This is a genomic window from Humibacter soli (assembly GCF_054779035.1).
Window position 1 is genome coordinate 48948 of the sequence record NZ_BAAGYX010000004.1, and the last position, 25816, is coordinate 74763.

General features: G+C 68.7%; 15 protein-coding genes. 13 read left to right on the forward strand and 2 right to left on the reverse strand.

Annotated elements, in window-relative coordinates:
* Positions 1–196 precede the first annotated feature (196 nt).
* The 3 genes from ACYVDN_RS18080 to ACYVDN_RS18090 are packed head-to-tail and all read left to right on the forward strand — an operon-like array spanning position 197 to position 6089.
* On the forward strand, positions 197–2680 hold the full coding sequence (locus ACYVDN_RS18080; RefSeq protein ID WP_460574021.1) for a phosphoketolase family protein: 2484 nt from the start codon (positions 197–199) through the stop codon (positions 2678–2680).
* Positions 2677–4851: a phosphate acetyltransferase gene (gene pta / locus ACYVDN_RS18085; protein WP_460573974.1), complete on the forward strand. Its 2175-nt coding sequence runs from the start codon at positions 2677–2679 to the stop codon at positions 4849–4851. The genes ACYVDN_RS18080 and pta overlap by 4 nt, the downstream gene beginning before the upstream one ends.
* Positions 4852–4904: 53 nt before the next feature.
* A complete protein-coding gene (locus tag ACYVDN_RS18090) occupies positions 4905–6089 on the forward strand; it encodes an acetate/propionate family kinase (RefSeq protein ID WP_460573975.1) in 1185 nt (394 codons plus the stop codon).
* 191 nt (positions 6090–6280) lie between these two features.
* On the opposite strand, the gene ACYVDN_RS18095 is transcribed toward ACYVDN_RS18090, so the two are convergent.
* Positions 6281–7111 carry a hypothetical protein gene (locus tag ACYVDN_RS18095; RefSeq protein ID WP_460573977.1) on the reverse strand — a complete coding sequence of 277 codons (831 nt, stop codon included), beginning with the start codon at positions 7109–7111 and terminating at the stop codon, positions 6281–6283.
* A gap of 436 nt (positions 7112–7547) precedes the next feature.
* Between ACYVDN_RS18095 and ACYVDN_RS18100 the strand changes: the two genes are divergently transcribed.
* From ACYVDN_RS18100 to ACYVDN_RS18140, 9 genes are all read left to right on the forward strand, one after another.
* Positions 7548–13145, forward strand: coding sequence for an IPT/TIG domain-containing protein (locus ACYVDN_RS18100; protein ID WP_460573979.1), 5598 nt, complete (start codon positions 7548–7550; stop codon positions 13143–13145).
* A 79-nt stretch (positions 13146–13224) separates the two neighbouring features.
* Positions 13225–15963, forward strand: coding sequence for a DNA polymerase III subunit gamma and tau (locus ACYVDN_RS18105; RefSeq protein ID WP_460573981.1), 2739 nt, complete (start codon positions 13225–13227; stop codon positions 15961–15963).
* A 6-nt stretch (positions 15964–15969) separates the two neighbouring features.
* Positions 15970–16566, forward strand: coding sequence for a recombination mediator RecR (gene recR, locus ACYVDN_RS18110; RefSeq protein ID WP_460573983.1), 597 nt, complete (start codon positions 15970–15972; stop codon positions 16564–16566).
* A 121-nt stretch (positions 16567–16687) separates the two neighbouring features.
* Entirely contained in the window at positions 16688–17374 is a 687-nt protein-coding gene (locus ACYVDN_RS18115; protein ID WP_460573985.1) for a GntR family transcriptional regulator, read from the forward strand.
* A 50-nt stretch (positions 17375–17424) separates the two neighbouring features.
* Positions 17425–18609, forward strand: coding sequence for an NAD(P)/FAD-dependent oxidoreductase (locus tag ACYVDN_RS18120; RefSeq protein ID WP_460573987.1), 1185 nt, complete (start codon positions 17425–17427; stop codon positions 18607–18609).
* Positions 18606–18947, forward strand: a complete 342-nt coding sequence (locus ACYVDN_RS18125; protein ID WP_460573989.1) for a (2Fe-2S)-binding protein — start codon at positions 18606–18608, stop codon at positions 18945–18947. The genes ACYVDN_RS18120 and ACYVDN_RS18125 overlap by 4 nt, the downstream gene beginning before the upstream one ends.
* Positions 18944–20485, forward strand: coding sequence for an FAD-dependent oxidoreductase (locus ACYVDN_RS18130; protein WP_460573991.1), 1542 nt, complete (start codon positions 18944–18946; stop codon positions 20483–20485). The genes ACYVDN_RS18125 and ACYVDN_RS18130 overlap by 4 nt, the downstream gene beginning before the upstream one ends.
* Before the next feature lie 5 nt (positions 20486–20490).
* Positions 20491–21417, forward strand: a complete 927-nt coding sequence (locus ACYVDN_RS18135; RefSeq protein WP_460573993.1) for a dihydrodipicolinate synthase family protein — start codon at positions 20491–20493, stop codon at positions 21415–21417.
* A 1-nt stretch (position 21418) separates the two neighbouring features.
* Positions 21419–22420, forward strand: coding sequence for a proline racemase family protein (locus tag ACYVDN_RS18140; protein ID WP_460573994.1), 1002 nt, complete (start codon positions 21419–21421; stop codon positions 22418–22420).
* Between the two features lie 182 nt (positions 22421–22602).
* Here the strand turns inward: ACYVDN_RS18140 and ACYVDN_RS18145 are convergent, their stop codons facing one another.
* On the reverse strand, positions 22603–24459 hold the full coding sequence (locus tag ACYVDN_RS18145) for a glycoside hydrolase family 127 protein (protein WP_460573996.1): 1857 nt from the start codon (positions 24457–24459) through the stop codon (positions 22603–22605).
* Positions 24460–24655: 196 nt separating this feature from the next.
* Between ACYVDN_RS18145 and ACYVDN_RS18150 the strand changes: the two genes are divergently transcribed.
* Positions 24656–25675 carry a LacI family DNA-binding transcriptional regulator gene (locus tag ACYVDN_RS18150; protein WP_460573998.1) on the forward strand — a complete coding sequence of 340 codons (1020 nt, stop codon included), beginning with the start codon at positions 24656–24658 and terminating at the stop codon, positions 25673–25675.
* Positions 25676–25816 lie beyond the last annotated feature (141 nt).

Here is a 25816-nt window from a genome sequence, read left to right on the forward strand (position 1 = left end):
CGGGGCTACAAGGATGGAGGGGAAGCGGTCGCGCATCCGCGACCGGGCTGGAGGACAACTCGTGCCATTCATTTCGGCTTCGACGAAGACCCGCAAGACCGCGAAGAACAAAGAGACCGCGCAAGTCGTGGCATCCGCCACGGCTCTCGTCCCGACGAAGGACCCACGCCGGTCGACGGGGGATGACCCGGCATTCGTGCACCGCCCGGTTCGAGAGCTCGAACCGGCCACGCTGCAAGCCCTGGACGCCTGGTGGCGCGCCGCCAACTACCTCAGCGTCGGACAGATCTATCTGCTCGACAATCCCCTCGTCAGACGTCCATTGACCAGGGACGACATCAAGCCACGCCTGCTCGGGCACTTCGGCACCGTCCCAGGGCTCAACCTCGTCTACGCGCACCTCAACAGGGTCATCCGCGAGCGCGATCTCGACGCCATCTACATCACCGGGCCAGGACACGGCGGCCCCGGCATGGTCGCCAACGCCTACCTCGACGGCACCTACTCCGAGATCTACTCCGGCATTCCGCAGAACGAAGACGGCATGCGCAGGCTCTTTCGTCAGTTCTCGTTCCCCGGCGGCATCCCGAGTCACGTCGCCCCCGAAACGCCGGGCTCCATCCACGAAGGCGGCGAGCTCGGCTACGCGCTCAGCCACGCGTACGGCGCAGCGTTCGACAATCCGGACCTGCTCGTGGCCTGCGTCGTCGGCGACGGCGAGGCAGAGACCGGGCCGCTCGCCACCAGCTGGCACTCCAACAAGTTCATCGACCCACGCCAAGACGGCGTCGTGCTGCCGATCCTGCACCTCAACGGATACAAGATCGCCAACCCGACAGTGCTCGCCCGCATCCCGGAGGACGAACTGCTCGCCCTGTTCCGCGGATACGGCCACAAGCCCTACCTGGTCTCCGGCGGCTTCGACAACGAAGACCCCATCGAGGTGCACAAGCGCTTCGCCACCGTGCTCGACGAGGTGCTCAACGACATCGCAACGATCAAAGCGGATGCCCGAGCCGGCCTCTACGACGCATCGCCGGGCGACGAGCAGGGCGGCCCCACTCCACCATGGCCGATGATCATCCTGCGCACCCCGAAGGGCTGGACCGGACCGCAGTTCGTCGACGGCGTGCAGATCGAGGGCACCTATCGGGCCCACCAGGTGCCGCTCGCGAACGCGCGCGACACCGAGGAGCACACCAAGATCCTCGAGGACTGGCTGAAGAAGTACCGGCCAGACGAGCTGTTCGACGAGGATGGCGCACCTGTCGCCCTCGCGACCCAGATCGCCCCCATCGGTGACCGCCGCATGAGCGCCAACCCCGTCGCGAACGGAGGACTGCTGCGCACCGAGCTGTTGCTGCGCGACTTCCGCGAGTTCGCCGTCGATGTGCCGTCTCCCGGCGCGACGGCCGACGAGGCGACGAGGGTGCTCGGTCAATGGCTGTCGACGGTGATCGAGGACAACCCGAAGACGTTCCGCATCTTCGGGCCCGATGAGACGGCATCCAATCGCCTCGCTCCCGCCGTGTACGAGAACACCGGCAAGCAGTGGAACGCGGAGCTGTGGTCAACAGACGACCACCTCGCCAGGGCGGGTCGCGTCATGGAGATGCTCAGCGAGCATCAGTGCGAGGGATGGCTGGAGGGGTACCTCCTCACCGGTCGGCACGGCCTGTTCAACTGCTACGAGGCCTTCATCCACATCGTCGACTCGATGTTCAACCAGCACGCGAAGTGGCTCAAGGTGACGCGGGAGATCCCGTGGCGTAGGCCGATCTCGTCGCTGAACTACCTGCTCTCCAGCCACGTCTGGCGGCAAGACCACAACGGCTTCAGCCACCAGGACCCCGGGTTCATCGACCACGTCGTCAACAAGAGCGCAGACGTCGTACGCGTGTATCTGCCGTTCGACGCCAACACCCTGCTCTCCACCTACGACCACTGCCTGCGGTCCGTCGACTACGTGAACGTCGTCGTCGCAGGCAAGCAGCCCACCGCCAACTGGCTCACCATGGAGCAGGCGATCGCGCACTGCACGCGCGGGCTCGGCATCTTCGAGTGGGCGGGCACGGAGGCAGACGGCGAGTCGCCGGACGTCGTGCTCGCGGCCGCCGGAGACATCCCGACCCTCGAGGTGCTCGCCGCCGCTCAGCTGCTGCGCGAGGAGATCCCCAACCTGAGGGTGCGCGTCGTCAACGTCGTGGACCTCATGCGGCTGCAGTCCGAGTCGGAGCATCCGCACGGGCTCTCCGATCGGGAGTTCGACGCGATCTTCCCGGCCGACCGACCGTGTGTATTCGCGTACCACGGCTATCCGTGGCTCATCCATCGCCTCACCTACCGCAGGCATGGGCATGACAACCTGCACGTGCGCGGGTACAAGGAGAACGGAACGACGACCACCCCGTTCGACATGGTGATGCTGAACGATCTCGATCGCTACCACCTCGTCATCGACGTGATCGACCGCGTGCCTGGACTGTCGCAGCGGTATGCCGAGCTGCGGCAACGCATGCAGGATGCCCGCCTTGCGGCTCGCCAGTACACGCGTGAGTACGGCGAGGACATCCCCGAGGTCGCCAACTGGACGTGGGGCTCAGGTCGCCTGGGCCATGATCAAGACAGTGCGGAAGAGACCGTGAACCTTTCGACGGACACAGGAGGAGACAACGCGTGAGGTCGGTGTACATCACCTCGGCTGAGGGACGCAGCGGAAAGTCGACGGTAGCGTTGGGCGTCGTCGACCTGCTGCTGAGGCAGGGGCGCAAGGTCGGAGTGTTCCGGCCGATCGCGCGGTCGACCTCCGAGCGCGACTACGTGCTCGACCTGCTGCTGGGCATCGACGGTGTGCACGGCGACTACGACGACTCCATCGGCGTCACCTACGACGACGTGCACGCGGATGCCGACGCCGCTCTCGCCCGCATCATCGACCGGTACAAGGCGGTTGAGTCATCCAGCGACGTCGTCGTGATCGTCGGCAGCGACTACACCGACGTCGGCACTCCCACCGAGCTCGGCTACAACGCGCGCATCGCCGCGAACCTGGGCGCTCCTGTGCTGCTCGTGCTCGGCGGACGCAGCGGACACGGCGTCGACGAACGACTCGGACAGGCGGATGCACGCACGGCCGACGAGCTCCGGCAGCTCGCCGAAGTGGCATCCACCTCGCTGCGGGCGGAGCACGCCGACCTGCTCGGCGTCGTCGTCAATCGCGCAGACCCGGAGGCGACCACCGCGATCGAGGATGCCGTCGCAGTCGGTGTCGAGCGTTCCCCGCAGGTTGAGGAGCCCGCCGAAGGCGCGCGTCTCGAAACCCCTACCTCCCACCGGTCGGCAGATGCGAGCAGGCCGCCGGTGTGGGCCATCCCCGAAGATCCGGTGCTGGTGGCGCCGTCGGTTCGCGCGATCATGGCGGCGGTCGACGGCACCCTGCTGCGCGGGGATGACGCACTTCTCGACCGCGAGGCGGTCGGTGTCGTCGTCGCGGCGATGTCCATGGAGAACGTGCTCCCTCGCCTGATCGAGGGATCCGTCGTGGTCGTGCCCGGCGACCGCACCGAGGTGCTGCTCGCAGTGCTGATGGCGAACGCGGCAGGCACGTTTCCGTCCATCGCGGGCATCCTGCTGAACGGCGGGTTCGACCTGAGCGAGCCCATCACCCGGCTGCTCTCCGGGCTGCGCTCGCCGCTGCCCATCATCGCGTCGCCGTACGGCAGCTACGAGACCACGGTGCGCGTCACGCACACCAGAGGACGCCTGGCCGCCGACTCCGACCGCAAGCGTCAGACCGCCTTGCAGCTGTTCGCCGAGAACGTCGACACCGAGCGGCTGCTCGCCGCCCTCGACGTCACCCGATCGCCGATCGTCACGCCGCTGATGTTCGCGTACGAGCTCATCGAGCGGGCTCGCAGCGACCGCAAGCGCATCGTGCTGCCGGAGGGCGGGGATGACCGCATCCTCCGCGCCGCCGACATCGTGCTCTCCCGGGGAATCGCCGACCTGACGATCCTCGGCGAAGAGGCGGACGTGCGTGCCCGCGCTGCGGAGCTCGGCCTCGAGCTGGCGAGTGCGAACATCCTGTCGCCTTTCGACCCGACCCTGCACGAGCGATTCACCGATGAGTACGCGGCGCTGCGCGCGCACAAGGGCATCACCCGTGTGCAAGCGGCAGACACCGTCACGGACGTCTCCTATTTCGGCACCCTCATGGTGCAGCTCGGGCTTGCCGACGGCATGGTCTCCGGTGCCGCGCACACCACAGCGCACACAATCCGGCCGGCATTCGAGATCATCAAGACGAAGCCAGGGGTCTCCGTCGTCTCCAGCGTGTTCCTGATGGCGCTCGCCGACCGGGTGCTGGTGTACGGCGACTGCGCGGTCATTCCGGATCCGACCGCCGATCAGCTCGCCGACATCGCCATCTCGTCGTCCGCGACGGCTGCCCAGTTCGGCATCGACCCGCGAGTGGCGATGCTGTCGTACTCGACGGGGGAGTCCGGGTCGGGCGCCGATGTGGAGAAGGTGCGCGAGGCGACGGCGCTCGTTCGTTCGCGGGCGCCCGAACTGCTGGTGGAGGGACCGATCCAGTACGACGCCGCGGCGGATGCTGCCGTCGCGCGCGCGAAGATGCCCGGTTCCAGGGTGGCCGGCCGTGCGACGGTGTTCATCTTCCCCGACCTCAACACGGGCAACAACACGTACAAGGCGGTGCAGCGTTCCGCAGGCGCGGTCGCGATCGGTCCGGTGCTGCAGGGTCTGCGCAAGCCGATCAACGACCTCTCCCGTGGCGCCCTCGTCGAGGACATCGTGAACACGATCGCGATCACCGCGATCCAGGCCCAGTAGTGGCCGCGCCGCGAGACCCCGAGCACCTCCCACCCGAAGCAAGGAGCACCGCAATGGCATCCGTCTTGGTCGTGAACAGCGGATCGTCGTCGTTCAAGTACCAGCTGATCGACGCCGTCAGCGAGGAGCGGCTGGCATCCGGCTTGGTGGAGCGCATCGGCGAGACCACCGGTCACGCCACCCATGACACGCCGGATGGGCACTGGGAGCGCTCGCTGGAAATCCCCGATCACACCGCCGGGTTTGCCACCATGCTCGACGCTTTCGGTGAGCACGGGCCGAGCCTGGAGACGAATCCGCCTGTCGCCGTCGGGCATCGTGTCGTGCACGGCGGTGCGAGGTTCTTCGAACCCACCCTCGTGACGCCGTTGGTGCTGATCAACATCGAAGACCTCTCCGACCTGGCGCCCTTGCACAACCCCGCGAACGTGCAAGGCATCAAGGCGGCGCAGCAGGCGTTCCCCGAGCTGCCCCACGTCGCGGTGTTCGACACGGCCTTCCACCAGACGATGGCGCCGGATGCCTTCACCTACGCGATCGACGCCGACCTGGCCGAGAGGCTGCGCATCCGGCGCTACGGGTTCCACGGCACGAGCCACAAGTACGTGTCGGAGGCGGCGGCGCGATTCCTGCAGCGACCTCTTTCCGAGCTCAAGCAGATTGTTCTGCACCTCGGCAACGGGGCGTCGATGACGGCGATCGACGGCGGACGCTCCGTCGACACGAGCATGGGGCTCACCCCGCTGGAGGGTCTCGTGATGGGCACAAGGTCCGGCGACATCGACCCCGCCGTTCTGCTCTACCTGCAGCGCAAGACTCGCATGAACGTCGATGAGCTCGACGACCTTCTCAACCAGCGCAGCGGCCTTCTCGGCTTGAGTGGACGCAAGGACATGCGCGACGTGACGAAGGCGTCGGACGAGGATGACCAGCACGCGCGCCTCGCCCTCGATGTGTACCTGCACCGCCTCAAGCACTACGTCGGTGCGTACGCCTTCGAGCTGGGCGGCGTCGACGACATCGTGTTCACGGCGGGCGTCGGCGAGAACAGCGCGATCATCCGCGCCCGTTCGATGGCGGGGCTCGAGCACTTCGGCATCGAGATCGATCCGGACCGCAACGACCAGCGTGGGGGAGGCATCCGCGTCATTTCGACGGATGCCTCGCGCGTCACCGTGCTCGTCGTGCCCACCGACGAGGAACTCGAGATCGCAAGGCAGACCCTCTCCGTCGTGTGAGGGCGCGCCCGCCCCACCCGCTCGTCGCTTCCCGACTCTCCCTTCCCGTCCCCATGTCCCATGTGCCGGATTTCCCATGTCCCATGTGCCGGATTTCGGAGATTCGGGGTGACACGCGAGTGAGAGACTCGGCGCCACGGCGTGTCGCGGCGAAACTCCGAAATCCAGCACCCGGGGCGGCAGAAGGCTGGTCACCAATGGTGGAATCGGGGCCCTTGTTCGAGCATCCGCTCGACGGTCTCGCCGATGTAATCCCAGTCCGTGAGCACCAGTGTCGCGGGCACGCGCAACACGCGGAGTCCGAACCACTCGCATGCCATGTCGCGCCGTCGATCTTCGGCGAATGTTTCTGCGTGGAACTTGCGGCCGTCGGTCTCAAGATCGACGAGATCGTCGATGACGTTGTCCACACGGCCGGCACCGGGAACGAATACCTGTGGCTCCACGCGATGACCGGCCCGGCGCATCCTGAGCCGCGCGTGCGTCTCGTATCCGGATTGGGCTCGGGGATCCGCCTCGCCCAGCACGGGGCGAATCCGGTCAGGCGATTCGGCGATCAACTTCTCGAATTGTCGGAATGAGATCGCCTTGCGGTAGACGGCAGACTCGAGAGCCGCGATGACATCGTCGACGGGCAGGCAACTCATTGCTTGACGGAGTGCAGCGGGCACGCTGGTGCGGAGCCGATCGTTGCCGGATGCTCGTGACGACCAGTGGACACAGGCATTCTTCGGGAGCAGCTCGGGCTGAGCCAGCCGGCCGGACGGCGGTAGCCGCAGATGCAAGCGTTGATCGTCGCCGATCCAGATTCCCTTCTCGCGCAGCACGCTGACGCAGTCGAGCCTGGCGCCGAGCTGAACGGCGAGGCGAGCGTCCCCATCGAGATGACTGCAAGCGAGCGTGCCGCGTCGCGGATGCCACACGCCCGGGTCAGCCGCCAACCGGGCGACCTCGCCGCGACTCATGCCTGCGGCGATGAGCGACCCGGTGGTGGCGACGTGTCCGAATCGGCAGAGCAGCACGGGACGAGCGTGCCCAGGTGGGCGTGGGCGTCCTGCCGACCCGGCACGAAGTGTGAAGTTCGACCGCTCCTGCCGACGTGGGGACGGAGAGACAGTCGGGTCACCGCGCCGTCGGCATCCCAGTGCCATCCCGTCCTGCCGCGCGCTGCTGGATTTCGGAGATTCGGGGTGACACGCGGGGTGAGTGCCCGGATGCCCCGCGTGTCGCGGCAAAACTCCGCATTCTCGCGCCGAAGAGGGGTTAAGAACCCCTGATTACGCGAGGTATCCTCACCCCCTATCACCCCCATTCGGGGGTATATCCGTCGTCGGGTATTGACCCCTGGCTGAGCCGCACGGCAGCCTTGCCATGGATCGAAGAACGTGAGCGGCTCACCATCGCACGGGGGGTGCGAGAGTCGCTCGTTTCGGGGGGTTTTCTGCGATGCCGCTATCTGTGCTGCGCTCTGATGAGGGTTCCGAATCGGAACAGTCCGACACCACCTCGAGGAGGCAGCGCAACGACAGAGCTCGTCATCGTCGTCCCCAATGGCGCAAGCGCGCGTTCCGCTGGACCGCCGTGCTCGGCGTCGCCGCTCTCATGTCAGGCGGCGCGCTCGTCGCGGTCGCGTCGCCCGGTGACAGCTCCACCGCGAGCGGCACGTTCCTGTCTGGTTCGTTGTTGTCAGGCATCCCGCTCGGCGATGTCGCAGGTCTCGGCGGCGCCAACGCGACGAACCCGGGCAACCCGACCCCGGTCACCGACACCAGCACGCTCGATCTCACGGCACTCAACGCCGTCAATGTTCAGCTGCCGGGCGGCCTGAACCTGCCGTTCGGCAATTTCATCCAGCTCGGCGCCGTCAACCAGTACGCGCAGGCATCGGATGCCGGTGTGTCGCGTTCCGCCTCAGGTGCCGTGGGCAACGATGGGGCCGTCTCCCTCGACGGCAGCGGTGCTTTCCCCGCCGATGCCACCGTGGACCTCACGCAGCTGCTCGGCGCTCAGGCGACCGGGGTGCTCTCGACGGCGAACCTGAACGTCGGAGCGGTCACCGGGGTCGCGGCGCTGAACGCGCCGCAAGCGCCACCCGCGACATCCTGTGCCGATCTCTCCAGCCCGGTGAACTGCCGTGATTACAACGTGGCGAATGCCGGCCTGAACTTCACATCACCGCTGGTCGGTCAGCTCGTCAGCTCGATCAACGGCACTCTCGACACCGCGAGCGGTACCGTCAACGGACTCTCCGACACGATCAACAGCACGATCCTCGGCACCGTCGGGGGTGTCCTGAGCGCTCTGAGCGGCGGCGACAGCACGGTCGACGTCACGATCAACGCTGACCTGCGGAGTGCACTCGCACCGGTGCTCTCGAGCTCGCTCTCGCAGGGCGGCGTCACGCTCGACCTTGCGAACGGCACGATCACGGTCGACCTCGCTGCGGTCGTCGGCTCATTGAGCAACCAGAGCCCGAACACTCCGCTCATCAATGCAACGGTCATCAACCAGGTGGTGACTGATCTCGGCGACATCCTCGATCAGCTGCAGAGCAACATCAACACGGCCTTGACGACCGCGCTCGACAACGTGAACGTCACGATCTCCGGCGGCATCTGCGAGGCGGTGCTCGGCTGCGACCCGCCGCTCGGCGGACAGCTGCAGCTGAGCTACAACGGCACGCTCGGCGACCTCGCATCCGGCAACGCGCAGATCGGCCTCACCGGCACGGGTGCCGTTCTCGGACTGCTCACGCCCGTGCTGGACACCCTCACCGGAGCTCTCGGCACGGCCCTCGGCGGAGTCGTCAGCCCCGTCATCACGAACGTGCTCAGCACGGTCGGCGGGGCTGTCGCCACCGACGTGACGACGCTCACCGACGCGCTCGATCCAGTGCTGCAGGCGATCAGCACCGTGATCGGCGCAACGCTCAATGTGCAGGAGCCGGGCTCGGCGGCGGGTTCGTACCGCGAGGTCGCCCTGCGGCTATCCCTTCTCAGCGGCGCGGGCGCGACCGTCGACTTGGGTGAAGCCGAGGTCGGGCCGAACGCCGCCATCCCGGCGAGTATCTCCAGCCTCGATCCCGACCATGGCCCGCAGACCGGCGGCACCGTGGTCACCATCACGGGCACCGGCTTCACTGATGCCACGGGCGTGACGTTCGACGGCACCCCTGGCACCGACTTCACCGTTGTCGATGACAGCCACATCACCGTGACGACTCCGGCGCACGACCCGGGGGCAGCGCAGGTGGTGGTCGACTCGCCGACCGGCAATTCGGATCCGGCGACGTTCACCTTCGACCCGGTGCCCGTCATCAGCGGCATCGACCCGACGACCGGCCCTGAGACCGGCGGCACCCCGGTGACCATCAACGGCACCGGCTTCACGGGCGCGACGAGCGTGACCTTCGACGGTGTCGACGGCACGGCTCTCGACGTCGTGAGCGACACCGAGATCATCGTCACCTCGCCGCCGCACGCGCCGGGACCGGTGGATGTCGTCGTCCACACTCCGAACGCCGACTCGGCGCCCGAGAACTTCACCTACACCCCCGTGACGACGATCGACGGCATCGACCCCGCTATCGGTCCGGAGGCCGGCGGAACATCCGTGACCATCTCGGGCCACTGCTTCACCGGTGCCACGCAGGTACTCTTCGGCAGCACGCCGGCCACCGGCTTCACGGTCGACAGCGACGGCCAGATCACGGCGGTCGCCCCGGCGGGGACCGGAGTCGTCGACGTGACGGTGGTGGGTAGCGTCGCCTGCGGTACGGCCACCGACCCCGGCGCGTTCACCTACGAGCCGGCGCCGGCGATCTCCTCCCTCAACCCGAACCACGGTCCGCAGACCGGTGGCACGACGGTGACCATCGACGGTTCCGGCTTCACCGGAGCGACGGCTGTGACCTTGGGCGGCGTCGCCGGCACGAACCTGCAGATCGTGAGTGACACCGAGCTCATCGTCGACTCCCCGGTGCACGCGCCCGGAGCGGTCGACGTGGTCGTCTCGACGCCAGCGGGTGACTCCGCGCCGCAGACCTTCACCTTCGATCCGGTGCCGTCGGTGACGAGCATCGACCCGTCCAGCGGGCCTCAGACCGGAGGCACGGTGGTGACCATCACGGGAACCGGCTTCACCGGAGCATCCGGCGTGACATTCGACGGCATCGACGGCACCAACCTCACCGTGGTGAGTGACACCGAGATCCAGGTCACGACCCCGGCGCACACTCCAGGCCCGGTCGATGTGGTCGTGCAAGGCGTTGGCGGCAACTCCACTCCCGTCACCTACACCTACACTCCGGTCACGCAGGTGAGCGGGGTGAGCCCGGGCCAGGGTCCCGAGCTCGGCGGCACGACGGTGACGATCACCGGCCAGTGCTTCACGGGAGCTACCGGCGTGCTGTTCGGCACCGCTCCGGCCACGAGCTTCACAGTCGACAGCGACACGCAGATCACAGCTGTAGCGCCTGCCGGAACGGGCACGGTGGACGTGACGGTCGTCGGAGCGGGCACGTGCGGAACGGGAACCGATCCGGGCGCGTACGACTACGTACCGACGCCGGTCATCTCGTCGCTGACCCCGAACCACGGTCCGCAGACCGGCGGCACGACGGTGACGATCGACGGCACCGGCTTCGGCAGTGCGACGGGCGTCACCTTCGACGGCATCCCCGGCACGTCCTTCGTGCAGGTGAGCGACACCGAGATCACTGTGGTGACCCCGGTGCATGCCCCTGGCCCCGTGGATGTCGTGGTCACCGACCCGCTTCGCGATTCAGACCCGCAGACCTACACCTTCGACCCGGTGGTGGCGGTCACGGGGGTCTCGCCGAGCTCCGGACCTGAGGCAGGCGGGACATCCGTCACCATCACCGGCCAGTGCTTCGCGACTGCGTCGGCCGTACTGTTCGGCGCCACGCCGGCCACCAGCTTCACGGTGAACAGCGACACGCAGATCACCGCGTTGGCGCCTGCCGGAACCGGGGTGGTGAGCGTCGAGGTCGACACGACGGACTGCGGCACGGCATCCCTGCCGAACGCTTTCACCTATGTCGCGCCGGACGCGCCGGCGATCACCTCGCTGAGCCCCGATCACGGTCCGCAGACCGGCGGCACGGTCGTGACGATCACCGGCACCAGCTTCACCGGAGCGACCGACGTGACGTTCGACGGGGTTCCCGGCACGAACTTCACGGTCGACAGTGACACGCAGATCACGGTGACGACTCCGGTGCACGATCCGGGAGCGGCCCAGGTCACGATCGACAGCCCGCAGGGACCGACCGCACCCGGCACGTTCACCTTCGACCCGGTCACCCAGATCGACGGTGTGAACCCGGGGAGCGGTCCTGAGGCGGGCGGAACCTCTGTCACCATCTCCGGCCAGTGCTTCACCGGTGCGACCCAGGTGCTCTTCGGCACGACGCCCGCGACCAGCTTCACGGTGACAAGCGATACGGAGATCGTCGCGGTCGCACCTGCAGGCACGGGGACGGTCGACGTGAGCGTCATCGGAGCGGGCACCTGTGGAACAGGCACGTCACCGGATGCGTACCAGTACGTGCCCGCGCCCGTCATCCAGTCGCTTACTCCCGTGCAGGGTCCGACCGTCGGTGGCACCTCGGTGGTGATCACGGGCACGGGGTTCGCGGGTGCAACGGGCGTGACATTCGGCGCGACGGCCGCGACCTCGTTCACGGTCGACAGCGACACGCAGATCACCGCGGTCACTCCGGCGCACGCCGCTGGAGCGGTGGATGTCACGGTGAGCGGCCCCGGAGGGACATCCGGTACCGGCACGTTCACCTTCGTGCCGCCCGCGTCCATCGCGTCGATCAGTCCTTCGAGTGGTCCAGAGACCGGGGGAACGAGCGTGACGATCACCGGCAGCGGATTCACGAACGCGACCGGCGTGACATTCGACGGCACGGCGGGCGGCAGCTTCGTGGTGAACGGCGACACGTCGATCACCGTGAACACGCCGCCGCACGCGCCGGGAGCCGTCGACGTCGTGGTGCTCAGCCCCTTCGGCGACAGCACGCCTGGCACGTTCACGTACACGCCGGTCACGACCATCACGGGCGTCAGCCCATCTGAGGGTCCTGAGGACGGTGGAACGCAGGTCACCATCACGGGGCAGTGCCTCACCGGGGCGACGGGAGTCGAGTTCGGCGGTGTCGCAGCCACCTCGTTCACGGTGGTCAGCGACACCGAGATCATCGCGGTGACCCCGGCAGGCACGGGCACGGTCGACGTGGTGGTCATCGGTTCGCGGGAGTGCGGCACGGGCACCGACCCGGGCGGGTTCACCTACCAGCCGTCGACCACGCCGATCATCTTCGGCCTCACTCCGATCCGCGGGCCTGAGACCGGCGGCACGGTCGTGACCATCACCGGTGCGAACTTCACGGGTGCGACGGGCGCGACGTTCGACGGCCTGCAGGGCACCTCGTTCCATGTGGACAGCGACACCCAGATCACGGTGACCTCGCCGCCGCACGTTCCGCAGACGGTCGACGTGATCGTGCAGGGTCCGAATGTGCAGGCATCGCCGAGCGCCCAGGTGACGGATGACGCACCGATGGTCTTCGCAGCCGCCGCCGCGATCACATCTGTCGCAGACGTCTCCACCTTCGCCGCTTCGAACGCCGGGGAGTTCACCTACTTCGCGGTGTCCGATGTGACGAGCGTCGATCCGAGCAGCGGGCCAACCACCGGCGGCACGACCGTCACGATCAGCGGTAGGTGCTTCACCGGCACGACGCAGGTGCTGTTCGGTACGACCGCGGCGACCAGCTACACCGTCGTCGACGACACGACGATCACGGCGGTGACCCCGGCCGGATCGGGCACTGTCGACGTGACCGTCGTCGGTGCCGGCGACTGCGGGACGTCCACGCTTCCGGGCGCGTTCAGCTACCTGACGACGGTGCAGGCGCTGGCCGCGACGGGCGGACTGCAGTGGCTCGGGTCCGGCATCCTGACGGCCCTCGGCATCGTCGCCGCCGGCATCGCGCTGATGGTGATACGCCGCCGCCGCACGGAGTGAGCGTGAGGGTTGGGGATGGGTGCTCGCGCCCATCCCCAACCCCTCCGTCCTTGTCGTACCCCCCTATTACGATTGAGCCGTGGTCACCGCCCTATACCGCCGATACCGGCCAGAGACGTTCGCCGAGATGATCGGCCAGTCGCAGGTGACCGAGCCCTTGATGACGGCCCTGCGCACCAATCGGGTGAACCACGCCTATCTCTTCAGCGGCCCTCGAGGGTGCGGCAAGACCACGAGTGCGCGTATCCTTGCCCGCTGCCTGAATTGCATCGAAGGCCCGACCGACACCCCGTGCGGCACGTGTGAGAGCTGCGTCGAGCTCGGCCGCGGCGGGCAGGGCTCGCTCGACGTCGTGGAGATCGATGCGGCCAGCCACAACGGCGTCGACGATGCGCGTGACATCCGGGAACGTGCCATTTTCGCGCCCGCGCGTGACCGCTACAAGATCTTCATCCTCGACGAGGCGCACATGGTCACGCCGCAGGGCTTCAACGCGCTGCTCAAGATCGTGGAGGAGCCGCCGGAGCACGTGAAGTTCATCTTCGCGACCACGGAGCCCGACAAAGTGATCGGCACCATCCGCTCCCGCACGCACCACTATCCGTTCCGCCTCGTGCCGCCCGCTCAGATGCTCGACTACGTGCAGCAGCTCTGCGAGAGCGAGGGAATGTCGGTCGCGCCAGGCGTGCTGCCGCTCGTCGTGCGAGCAGGTGGCGGGTCGCCGCGCGACACGCTGTCGCTGCTCGACCAGCTCATCGCCGGGTCCGAGGGCGATTCGATCGAGTACGAGCGGGCGGTCGCCCTGCTCGGCTACACCCACGCCGCGCTTCTCGATGAGGTCGTCGACGCGATCGGTGCGCAGGATGCCGCCTCCGCGTTCTCGGCCGTCGACCGGGTCATCCAGACCGGGCAAGACCCCAGACGCTTCGTCGAAGACCTGCTCGAGCGGCTGCGCGACCTCATCATCGTGGCCGCCACCTCCCCGGATGCCGCAGCCGCAGTGCTACGCGGCACCCCGCAGGAAGAGCTGGACCGCATGTCGGTGCAGGCGTCCGCATACGGGTCGGCCGAGCTGTCTCGATGCGCCGACATCGCGAACGCGGCGCTCACGGAGATGACCGGTGCCACCTCGCCGAGGCTGCACCTCGAGCTGATGATCGCGCGCATGCTGGTTCCCGCCTCGGACGCGACCGACCGCGGCGCGCTTGCCCGCGTCGAGCGGCTCGAGCGCCGTGTCGGCGTCGAGGGTGCGTCAGCGACGCCCGCGGCGACGGCAACGCAGACTTCCGGAGCCGCCGCCGCTCGGGAGGCGCAGAGCGCGGCCTTCCGAGAAGCGCCGAGCCCGGCTGCTTCGCCTCTTTCGGAGCGCGTCGCGGCATCGGAGTCGGCGCGCGAGAACGCTGCGGCTGAAGAGCCGCACGCACGACCGGCGGCAAGCGGCGAGTCGACGGCCGGAGCGACGCCCGCCACGACGGCGAGCGAGGCGTCCGAGGGTGCTCCGAGCGCCGCCGTGGCCGAAGCCGCCGCGTTTGCTGCTGCGGCCGCATCGAAGAAGGCGGGTTCCGCCGGCACGGCCGGTGCGGGCTCCTCGGGAGCCGCGACACCGGGCGAGGTCGCATCTGCTGCCGCGGCGGCCTGGGCGACTCCCGGCGTGACAGATGACACTCCCGCACCGACCATCGGCCCGGTGACGACTCAGCAGATCCGCGACGCGTGGCCCGAGATCCTCGAGGCGGTCTCCGAGGCGAGCCGCAGCGCCTGGGCAGTCGTCTACACCGGAACGGTGCGATCGCTCGACGGCGACGTTCTTTCGCTGTCGTTCCCGAGCGAGAACGACGTGCAGAGCTTCCGCGGCAAGCCGGGGGCGAAGGATGCCGCGAGCGAGGTCTTGCGGGGCGCGATCGTCGAGCTACTCGGCATCCGGGTGAAGTTCATGGCGAAGCCGGCCGGCGGCGCCGCGGGTGGCCCGTCCGGCGGACGTCCCGACGTCGGTGGTCCTGGCGCCGGTGGACCCGGCGCTGGTGGACCCGGCGCGCCTAGCGCTGGTGGATCGGGCGCAATCTCAGCGAGTGCCGGGCCAGCCGGCGGAGGGCAGCCCGGCGGAGGCCAGACCGGCGGAGGACGACCGGAGCCCACCCGTCCCACTGTGCCCGAGACGCCGGTGGGTGCAACTCGTGCACGCTCGGGTGACGGCGGCAGACCGGCCGGTGCGCCCGCCGGTACTCCTCGCGCGAGCGCGGCGACCACCAGCTGGGCGACCGTGGCGATCCCCGGCGCAACCGCGACTGCCGTGCTCGATCGCCCTGAGGCGCCGGCCGCATCGTCACCATCACCAGCACCAACCGCGTCGGCGACCGCGCCGGCACCGTCGACATCGGTGACCGAGGCGCCCGCCGATCGTCCGGCTCCCCGCACGGAGTCCGCCCCGTCGGTTCCGCCGCCGCCCACGGATGCCGACGCTCCAGACGAGGACGACCCGCCCTATCCGGATGACCCCGGCGCCGACTGGGCTGCTTCTGCAGCGCCGTCCGATTCTGCCGCGGCGCCCGCCCCGCAGCAGACGGCGCCGAGCACACCGGCCGGACGGGGAGCGTCACCTGCGACATCCAATGCGGATGCTGCGTCAGTGCGCACCACCCCGACGGCCGCGCCCGAGGACCAGCAGGCCAAGCCCAAGACCTCGGTCGGCTTCCGCGAGCCCGCCCGCTATGGCGAGGCGGTGGTGCGCGAGCTGCTGGGTGCGAAGTTCATCGAGGAGCAACAGGTGGCGCCCGGCTCGGGCTCTGCTTCCGGTTCCGGTTCCGGTTGGCAGAGGTAGTCCGACATGTATGAAGGCGTCGTCCAAGACCTGATCGACGAGCTCGGCCGGCTGCCGGGAGTGGGGCCGAAGTCTGCGCAGCGCATCGCGTTCTACATCCTGCAGACCGAGAGCTACGACCCGTCGCACCTCGCCGAGGTGCTCACCACCGTGCGCGACAAGGTGCGCTTCTGCGAGATCTGCGGCAACGTGACCGAGCAGGCGACCTGCTCGATCTGCCGTGACCCGCGACGCGATCAGACCCTGATCTGTGTGGTCGAGGAGGCGAAGGACGTGGTCGCGATCGAGCGCACCAGGGAGTTCCGCGGCCTCTACCACGTGCTCGGCGGGGCGATCAGCCCCATCCAGGGCGTCGGCCCCGACCAGCTGCGCATCCGCCAGCTGATGACGAGGCTGTCGGATGCCACGGTGCGCGAGATCATCATCGCCACGAACCCGAACGTCGAGGGCGAGGCCACAGCCGCATACCTCAGCCGCATGCTTCAGGCGATGGAGGTGCGCGTGACGCGGCTGGCGTCAGGGCTGCCCGTCGGCGGCGATCTCGAATACGCCGACGAGGTCACGCTGGGTCGCGCCTTCGAGGGGCGCCGCCTCGTCGGCTGATCCGACGTCGTCGGCTGCCGCGTCGCAGCCTTCGTCTCCGAGCTGCGATGTAACATTGCACATCCCCCGTTGGGGTACATGGATGGACGGCGAGGACAGCGTGACTCAGGTACGAGGACCAGTGACAGGGCCGGTCGTAGGCCCGATCGCTCCTAGGCAGAGCCTTCGCGAGTTCGTCGAGGATGCCCTCGCCACGGCCATCATCACCGGCGAGATGGAACCCGGCGAGCTGTTCAGCGCACCGGTGCTCGCCGAGCGGTTCGCCGTGTCGGCGACACCCGTTCGCGAGGCGATGATCAACCTCGAGAAGCGGGGCTTCGTCGAGATCGTCAGGAACAAGGGCTTTCGCGTGCTGCCCGTCAGCGACGAGTCGCTGAACGAGATCGTCGGGGTACGACTGCTCCTCGAACCGCCCTCGATGCGCACGCTGGCCGAACAGGGGCCCCTGGACGATCTCCCCGGGCTCAGACATCTCGCCGACGACATCACATCGGGTGCCGAGCGCGGCGATCTCGCCGCCTACCTCGCGGCGGACACCGTCTTTCATACGAATCTGATCTCGCGGCTCGGGAATACCCGGCTGACGGACCTCGTCGCCGAGCTTCGTGCGCAGACCAGACTCCCCGGCTTGGCCGGCATGCTCGCAACGGAGGAGCTGCGCAGCTCAGCTCTCGAACACCTCGAGCTGATCGAGCTGCTCTCCTCCGGTGACGGAGAGGGCGCGGAGCAGCTCATGCGTCGTCACATCAGTCACGTGCTCGGGTGGTGGGCCGGGCGAACCGAGGCGGCCCCCGTCCACGCTCTCTGACGTGCGACATGTGACATAGTATTGAGCCACGAGCGAGTGGAGAGCGATACGTGAGCTATGACGTCGTCGTCATCGGTGCCGGCATCATCGGGGCATCCATCGCGCGCGACCTCGCTCGAGATGGATGGCGGGTCGCGGTGCTGGAACGCGCGGCATCGGCATCCGGCACCTCCGGCAGGGGCGAGGGGAACATCCTCGTCTCCGACAAGGGGCCAGGCGCGGAGCTGGATCTCGCGCGAGCGGCGCGCTCTAGATGGGACGAGGTCGTAGCGGAACTCGACCACGAACTGGGCTCGGAGTTCCCGAGCATCGAGTTCCAGTCGAAGGGCGGCATCGTCGTCGCGACCCAGCAGAGCGCGGTGGAGCCGCTGCTCTCCTTCGCCGCTACCCAGCGGGACGAGGGTGTGACCTGCTCAGCACTCTCGGTCGAGGAGGCGCTCTCGCTCGAGCCGAGGCTGAACCCGGGCATCGGCGGTGCTGTGTGGTATCCGGATGACGCGCAGGTGCAGCCCGTGATCGCGACGGAGGCGTTCCTGGCCTCCGCGCGCCGTGCGGGCGCCGAGGTGTTCGCCGCGACCGAGGTTCTCGGAGCGATCGACGACGCGTCGGGGCGCATCCAGGGCGTGCGTACCGAGGAGGGCGACTTCCGTGCCCCCGTGGTGGTGAACGCGAGCGGCCCCTGGAGCGGTGAGGTCGGCGCCCGTCTCGGCGCGCCCCTTCCGGTGCGGCCCAGGCGAGGCGTGGTTCTGGTGACCTCGCCCATGCCGCAGTCGGTGCACCACAAGGTTTACGACGGCGACTACGTGGGGGCTGTCGGCTCCGATTCCGGGGCCTTGCAGACTTCGAGCGTCGTCGAGTCCACGCCATCGGGAACCGTCCTGATCGGGTCGTCGCGCGAGCGGGTCGGATTCCGCGACGACTTCAGCGCCGGCGCTCTCGGGCAGCTCGCGCAGAAGTCCCTGCGACTGTTCCCGTTCCTCGCGGCGATCGCGGTGATGCGCGCCTACTCGGGCTTCCGACCGTACATGCCCGACCATCTCCCCGTCATCGGGCCCGACCCCCGACGCGAAGGGCTATGGCACGCCACCGGTCACGAGGGCGCGGGCGTCGGTCTCTCCGTCGCGACCTCTGCGCTGATCGCCGACCTGCTCGCTGGGCGTCAGACCTCGATCGACCCGACACCGTTCAGCGTTGCGCGGCCCTCCCTCGCGCCGTTCCTGGAGGAGGTCGGATGAGCAGCGCGGGCGTTCGTCCGAGCGACGACGTGACTCGGCCTCGGTCATCCGCCGCGGTCTCGATCGTCGTCGACGGCTCGGCGATGGAAGGTGTCCAGGGACAGACGATCGCCGGGGTGCTGCTCGGTGCCGGACGCACGAGCTGGCGCTCGACGGCACGCGGAGGCAGGCCCCGCGGCGTCTTCTGCGGAATCGGCGTGTGCTTCGACTGCATCGCGACAGTGAACGGTGTTCCCGACGTGCGGCTCTGCCAGCGCGAGGCCCAGGACGGCGATGTGGTCACGACGCAGGGCGCACCAGCTGACCAGGCGGGGCAGGTCGAGGAGGAGCCGCGATGAGGTCGGTGGCGATCATCGGTGGTGGGCCGGCCGGCCTTGCGGCGGCGCTCGCGGCGCTGGATGGCGGGGCATCGGTCATCCTGATCGATTCGGCTCGCGACCTCGGTGGACAGTACTGGCGGTCACTGCCGAGGAGTCGCCAGGCGGTCGACGAGGCACGGCTGCACCACGGCTGGTCTCGGTTCGTCTCGGCTCGCGACCGTGTGGAGAGCGACGATGGGTGCGAGGTGCTCACCAGTGCTCAGGTGTGGTCGATCGAGCCAGTCGGCGAAGGCGAAGGCCGGACCGAGCCCGCGCCCACGGGCGCGCAGAGCGGCCTCGCCATCAACCTCGCCATCGGGCCCGCTGACGGCGTCGGCCAGACCATGAGGCGGCTGACGCCCGATGCCCTGGTCCTCGCCACCGGTGCCCACGACCGCACACTGCCGTTTCCCGGGTGGGAACTGCCAGGCGTCTTCACGGGCGGAGCGGCGCAGGCGCTGGCGAAGTCCGAACGCGTTCGGGTGGGCGACCGCGTGGTCGTCGCGGGAGCCGGTCCGTTCCTGTTGCCGGTAGCGAGCTCGATCGTGAGCGCGGGCGGCGGAGTGGTCGGCGTCTTCGAGGCATCGAGTACGCGGGCCGCCGCGCGCGGCTGGCTGCGGCCCGCACCATGGCGATTGACGCGCACCGCCGGCAAGTTCGGCGAGCTGACCGGATACGCCGCCACGTTCGCAGGCTCGCGCATCCCGTATCGACTCGGCATGGGCATCGTCAGCGCCCACGGCACTGACCGCGTGGATGCGGTCACCGTGGCGCGGCTGTCGCCGGAGTGGCATCCCATCCCGGGAACCGAGCGGCGCATCGAGGCGGACGCGGTCTGCGTCAGCCACGGCTTCACGCCGCGGCTCGAGCTCGCCATCGCAGCGGGCTGCGAGCTGACGGATGACCGGTTCGTCGCCGTCCGCGATGACCAGCAGACCTCGGTCCCGGGCGTCTTCGCTGCCGGCGAGATCACCGGGATCGGCGGTGTGGACCTCGCCTGGGCGGAGGGCACCGTTGCGGGGGCTGCTGCCGCGATCGCTGCTGACGGTGCTGTGAACGCTGCTGGTGGCCAGACCCCCGAGCTGCGGCGCGCGCGTCGGTCTCGTGCCGTTTTCACCGACTTCGCACGACGTCTCGACGCAGCGCATGGCATCCCGCAGGAATGGGGCGACGAGCTCACGGATGACACCGTCATCTGCCGGTGCGAAGAGGTGACCTATGGGCAGCTTCGCTCGGTCGCCGAGTCGACGCCATCCGCAGGCCTGCGTTCCCTGAAGCTGACCACGCGCGTTTCGCTCGGCCCGTGTCAGGGCAGGATCTGCGGACGCAACGCCGAACAGCTGCTCGCACGGCTCGCGCCCGGCGGAGAGCTGCGCGACACGGTCTCGACGGACAGGCGTCCCATCGTGACCCCGCAGCGGATCGGCGACCTCGCCGCACTCGACCGCTGCGCAGACGACCAGGCAGGCTCATCCGAACCCGCCGACACGATTCAGCACGAGCAACAGGAAAGGTGAACCAGATGGCGAACGGTATTTCACTCGGGGGTGTCGTCGTCGCGACCGCGCTCCCGTACAAGGCGGACCAGGCAGCCCCTGCCGGCCTTGCCGTCGACTTCGACAAGTATGCGGAGCACTGCGACTGGCTCCTGACCGAGGGATGTCACGGGGTCGGCCCGAACGGATCGCTCGGCGAGTACTCGTCGCTCACCGACGACGAGCGTCGAACGGCCGTCAAGGTGGCGGTCGAGGCAGTGGGCGATCGCGGCATCGTGATCGCGGGCGTCCACGCCCCAGGATGGCACCTCGCCAAGGAATGGGCGCAGCGTGCCGCCGAGGACGGTGCGCACGCCGTGCTGGCACTCCCGCCGACGATGTACCGTGCGACGCCGTCCCAGGTCATCGAGCACTACACGCACATCGCCGAGGTCGGCCTGCCCGTCATGGTCTACAACAACCCGATCGACACCAAGGTCGACCTGGTGCCCTCGCTGGTCGCCGAGCTCGCCCAGATCGACAACATCGTCGCGGTCAAAGAGTTCTCCGGCGACGTTCGGCGGGCCTTCGAGATCGCCGAGCTGTGCGACATCGAGGTGATCGCCGGAGCGGATGACGTGCTCTTCGAGCTGCTGCTCGACGGCGCTGTCGGTTGGTTCGCCGGCTTCCCCAACGCGTTCCCGCGCGAGTCCGTCGAGATCGTCGACCTCGTGAAGGCCGGACGCATCGACGAAGCCCGTGAGCTCTACCGCCACCTGGTCGCGATCTTCCGCTGGGACTCGCGCACCGAGTTCGTGCAGGCGATCAAGCTGGGCATGGACATGGTCGGTCGCTACGGCGGTCCGTGCCGTCCTCCGCGCGGACCGCTCACTCCCGAGCAGGAGCTGCAGGTGCGCGCCGACATGCAACGCGCCATCGACTACCTCGGCTCACGCGAGACGGTGTCGGTCTGACATGCGGTCGAGCAAGCTCTTCACGGCGGTCGACTCCCACACCGAGGGGATGCCCACCCGCGTTGTGACGGGCGGAGTGGGCGTCATCCCCGGCTCCACGATGAACGAGCGGCGGCTGTACTTCATCGAGCACTTCGACCACATCCGCAAGCTCCTGGTGAACGAGCCGCGCGGCCACAGCGCCATGAGCGGGGCGATCCTGCAGCCGCCGACGCGACCGGACGCCGACTTCGGGGTTCTCTACATCGAGGTCTCCGGATGCCTGCCCATGTGCGGTCACGGAACGATCGGTGTCGCGACGGTGCTGGTCGAGACGGGCATGGTGGAGGTGACGGAGCCCGTCACGCGCATCCGTCTCGACACCCCCGCGGGCCTGGTGGTGGCGAACGTGGCGGTCGAGGACGGCCACGCCAGCTCGGTGACCATCGAGAACGTGCCGTCGTATTGCGAGCGGTTGGACCAGGCGGTGACCGTGCCGGGGCTCGGAGACGTGCCGTACAGCCTGGCATTCGGCGGCAACTTCTACGCGATGGTGCGTCTGGATGACATCGGTCTGCCCTTCGACCGTTCGGCCGCACAGCAGATCATGGACGCGGGACTCCGCATCATGGCGGCCATCAACGAGCAGGATCCGCCGTCGCATCCGCTGATCGACGGCATCGACCACTGCCATCACGTCGAGTTCATCGCGCCCGGATCGGACGCCACGTACTCGCGCCACGCGATGGCGATCCACCCGGGTTGGTTCGACCGGTCGCCGTGCGGAACGGGAACGTCCGCGCGGATGGCGGAGCTGTGGGCGCGCGGCGAGCTGTCGCTGGGCGACGACTTCGTCAACGAGTCGTTCATCGGCTCGACGTTCACCGGCAGGCTGATCGAGGAGACCTCGGTCGAGGGCATCCGGGCGGTCATCCCGACCATCACGGGCCGCGCCTGGATCACCGGAATCGGCCAGTACCTGCTCGACCCGACCGACCCGTTCCCCGAGGGCTTCGAGTTCTGACGCCTCTCCCGCGCGTCGTTCCGCAGGTTGAGGAGCTCGCGGCGTAGCCGCGCGCGTCTCGAAACCCGCCGTCATCGTGGGCAGGTTTCGAGACGCGCCGCTCCGCGGTGCTCCTCAACCCACGACGAGGGGCGCACGCCTCGGCGTGCGCCCCTCGCGGAGTGCTGCGGTTCGGTCGCGGCCTAGCGCTCGCGCAGCCACACCCGCATGTCGCTCACCTCGCGGTTCGCCCATGCGAAATACGGGATGCCCGTGAGCTGCTCGCCCTCGTTGCCGGTCACCGTGACGCCCACCAGGCCGGGAACAAGCGCCGGAGCCTTACCCTCCGCGACCGACTCGCCGTCGACCGTGACGTCGTCGAGCACGACGCCGTCCGGCTGGTCCACCGCCTCGAACGCGTACACCAGCGGGCCGCGCTCGACCGCGATGCTGTCGCGCACGGCATCCACGCGGGGGTGCGGGCGGGTCACGCGCAGGGCGAGCGGCAGGGCCAGATCGACCGTGTCACCTGCGGAGAACTGGCGGGTGACCTCGGCGTACTCGCCTGCCGGCACCGAGGCGCCGTCCAGTGTCGCACCCTCGGCCCAGGCGGGAACGCGCAGGCTCAGCGTGACGGGCGCCTGCGGGGCGGACACGATCGTGACGTGTACGCCGCCGTCGAACGGATAGCCGGTCTCCACCGAGAGCTCGACCTCGCCGGACCCCGTCTGGGCGCGGTAGGTGCCTGACACGTACTGGTGCAGCTGGACGCCGTGGTCGTCATCCGTCGCGACATAGCCTCCGAGGGTCGAGAGCGTGCGCATGATGTTCGGCGGGCAGCAGGCGCAGCCGAACCAGCGCAGGCGGCCGCCTGCCGGGTTGCGCTCGTCGTCGGCGTGAGCCCCGTGCCGAACCTGCAGTGGGTTGACGTAGAAGTAGTCGCCGCCGCGGAGCGAGACCCCGGCGAGGAACCCGTTGAAGAGCAGCAACTCGATCTGGTCGGCATAGGATGCCCGGCCGGTGGCCAGCAGCATGCGCCACGCCCACTGCACGGCGCCGATCGCTGCGCACGTCTCGGCGTACGCGCGGTCGGACGGCAGCTCGAACGGATCACCGAACGCCTCGCCCTCCCAGCGGGATCCGAGGCCGCCCGTGAGGTACTGCTTGGTGACGGCCATGTGGTCGTATTGACGGCCGAGCACTGCCAGCAGCTCGTCATCCTTGGTCTCGATGGCGACGTCGGTGACACCGGTGGTGAGGTAGACGGCGCGAACGGCGTGGCCCTCGACGGTGGTCGCCTCGCGCACCGGAACGCGGTCCGAGAGGTACGTCGCGTTGTGGTCGTACTTCTCCAGGGTGCGGTGGCCGCGGGCGGTGATGAACCAGTCGGCGAGGTCGAGGTACTTCTTCTCGCCGGTCTCGCGGTAGAGCTCGACGAGCGCGGTCTCGATGACAGGATGTCCGTCGACATCACCCGTCGAGCCGGGCCCGAAGTCCCGCACGAGGTGGTCGGCGACGCCGATCGCGACCTTCAGCAGGTCGTCCCGTCCGGTGGCGCGCTTCTGGGCGACACCCGCCTGGATGAGGTGGCCGGCGCAGTAGTGCTCGTGGTTGCGGGAAGGATCGCGGTAGCGCTGACCCTCGCGAAGCTTCACGACGGTGTTGAGGTAGCCGTCATCCTCCTGCGCCTCGGCGACGAGGGCGGTGATCTCGAGCTGGTCGGCCAGCAGCTGCTCGTCGTGCTCGCGCGCGTACTCCCACGCGGCGGCCTCGAGCCACTTGTAGACATCCGAATCGGCGAAGATCGGGCCGACCGCCTCGCCCTCGACGCGGCCGATGGCGATCTCGAAGTTGCGCAGGTTGTCGGCGTCGTGCAGCTGGCGAAGGCCGTCCGGGATGGAGACGTCGCGGTTGACGCGCTGGCGGTCGAGCCAGAAGCCCTCGCCGAGACGTACGGCGGAGAGCGGAAGAGGCCGCAGTGTGGTGTCGGCGAGCGGATGCGCCGGGCCGTCGACGACGTGCGTCGTGTCGGGGGCGGAGATGGTGGTGGTATCGGTCACGATCGATCCTCGTCGGTGGGGAGCGGATGACGCGGTGCAACGTGCGACGCGCCGGAATGTAGAGGAAATGTTCCGGAATGATTCCGAATCGGGTACAACGGTACGTGTCCGGTTCCATCGGGTCAAGGGGCTTCGCCTTGGTATCGTGGCGGAATCGCGGCGGCGGGAGCTCGCGCACATCGACGGAGGAGAGGTCATGGCGAAGACCACACTGGCCATGACATCCTCTGTGCGGGTCGCCGATGTCGCCGCGGCGGCCGGGGTGTCGCAGGCGACGGCATCCAAGGCGCTGAACGGCACGGGCCAGCTGCGCGAGAGCACCAGGCAGCGGGTACTGGATGCCGCAGACAGCCTCGGCTTCACCGCCCGCCCGCCCCGATCCGGCTCGGACGACACGGTGACCGTGGCTCTGCTCACCGGCGACTCCGTCGGCCGGTTCAGCCTGCCCATCCTGCTCGGCGCCGAGAACGCGCTCAGCCTCGGCCAGATACTCGTGCTCCTGTGCGACACCCGTGACGACCCGCTGCGGGAGCAGTACTACGTGCAGCGCCTGGTGGACCAGCACGTCGACGGGCTGATCGTGACAGGGCCGCGCACCGATGCGCGACTGCCGATCGACGTCGACCTCCCCGTGGTCTACGCGCACGCTCCGGCGTCGGATGCCGGCAGCATCTCGGTCATGCCGGATGACGCGGCAGGGGCCCTGCTCGTCTACGAGCACCTCGCGAGCCTCGGCCGCACTCGGATCGCCCACGTCACCGGCCCGCGGGACCACTTCAGCGCCAGCGTGCGAGCGGATGCCATGGCGTCGGCGGCAGAGGCCGGCGGGCGACCCCTCGTGCACGAACCGCTCTACGGTGCGTGGACCGAGGCGTGGGGGAGGGCCGCGGTGGACATCCTGCTCGACCACACCGACGGCACCTCACCGGATGCCATCACGTGCGGCAGCGACCAGATCGCGCGCGGGGTCGCCGAGCGGCTGCGCGAACGCGGGGTGGGCATCCCCGACGAGATCGCCGTCACGGGATTCGACGACTGGGATGTCGTGGTGGAGGGCACCCGCCCGCCGCTCACCACCGTGAACAACCGCCTAGGCGAGATCGGCCGTCGCGCAGCGGAGCTGCTGCTCGACGCCATCGGCGGAGCCCCGCACCCGGGCGTCGAGTTCGTGCAGCCGATGCTCGTCACCCGCGGCTCCACCCTCGGCGCGGTCTGACCTCGGCCTCACCCGCCACCACGCCCACGCCCGCGCGACCCCGAAGTCGTCGCCACTTGGTGTGGTTATTCGGTGGGCGATTCCGCACGAAGTGGCGATGACTTCGAGTAGTGGTGGCGACGATGCTTGGAGGCGGTGGCG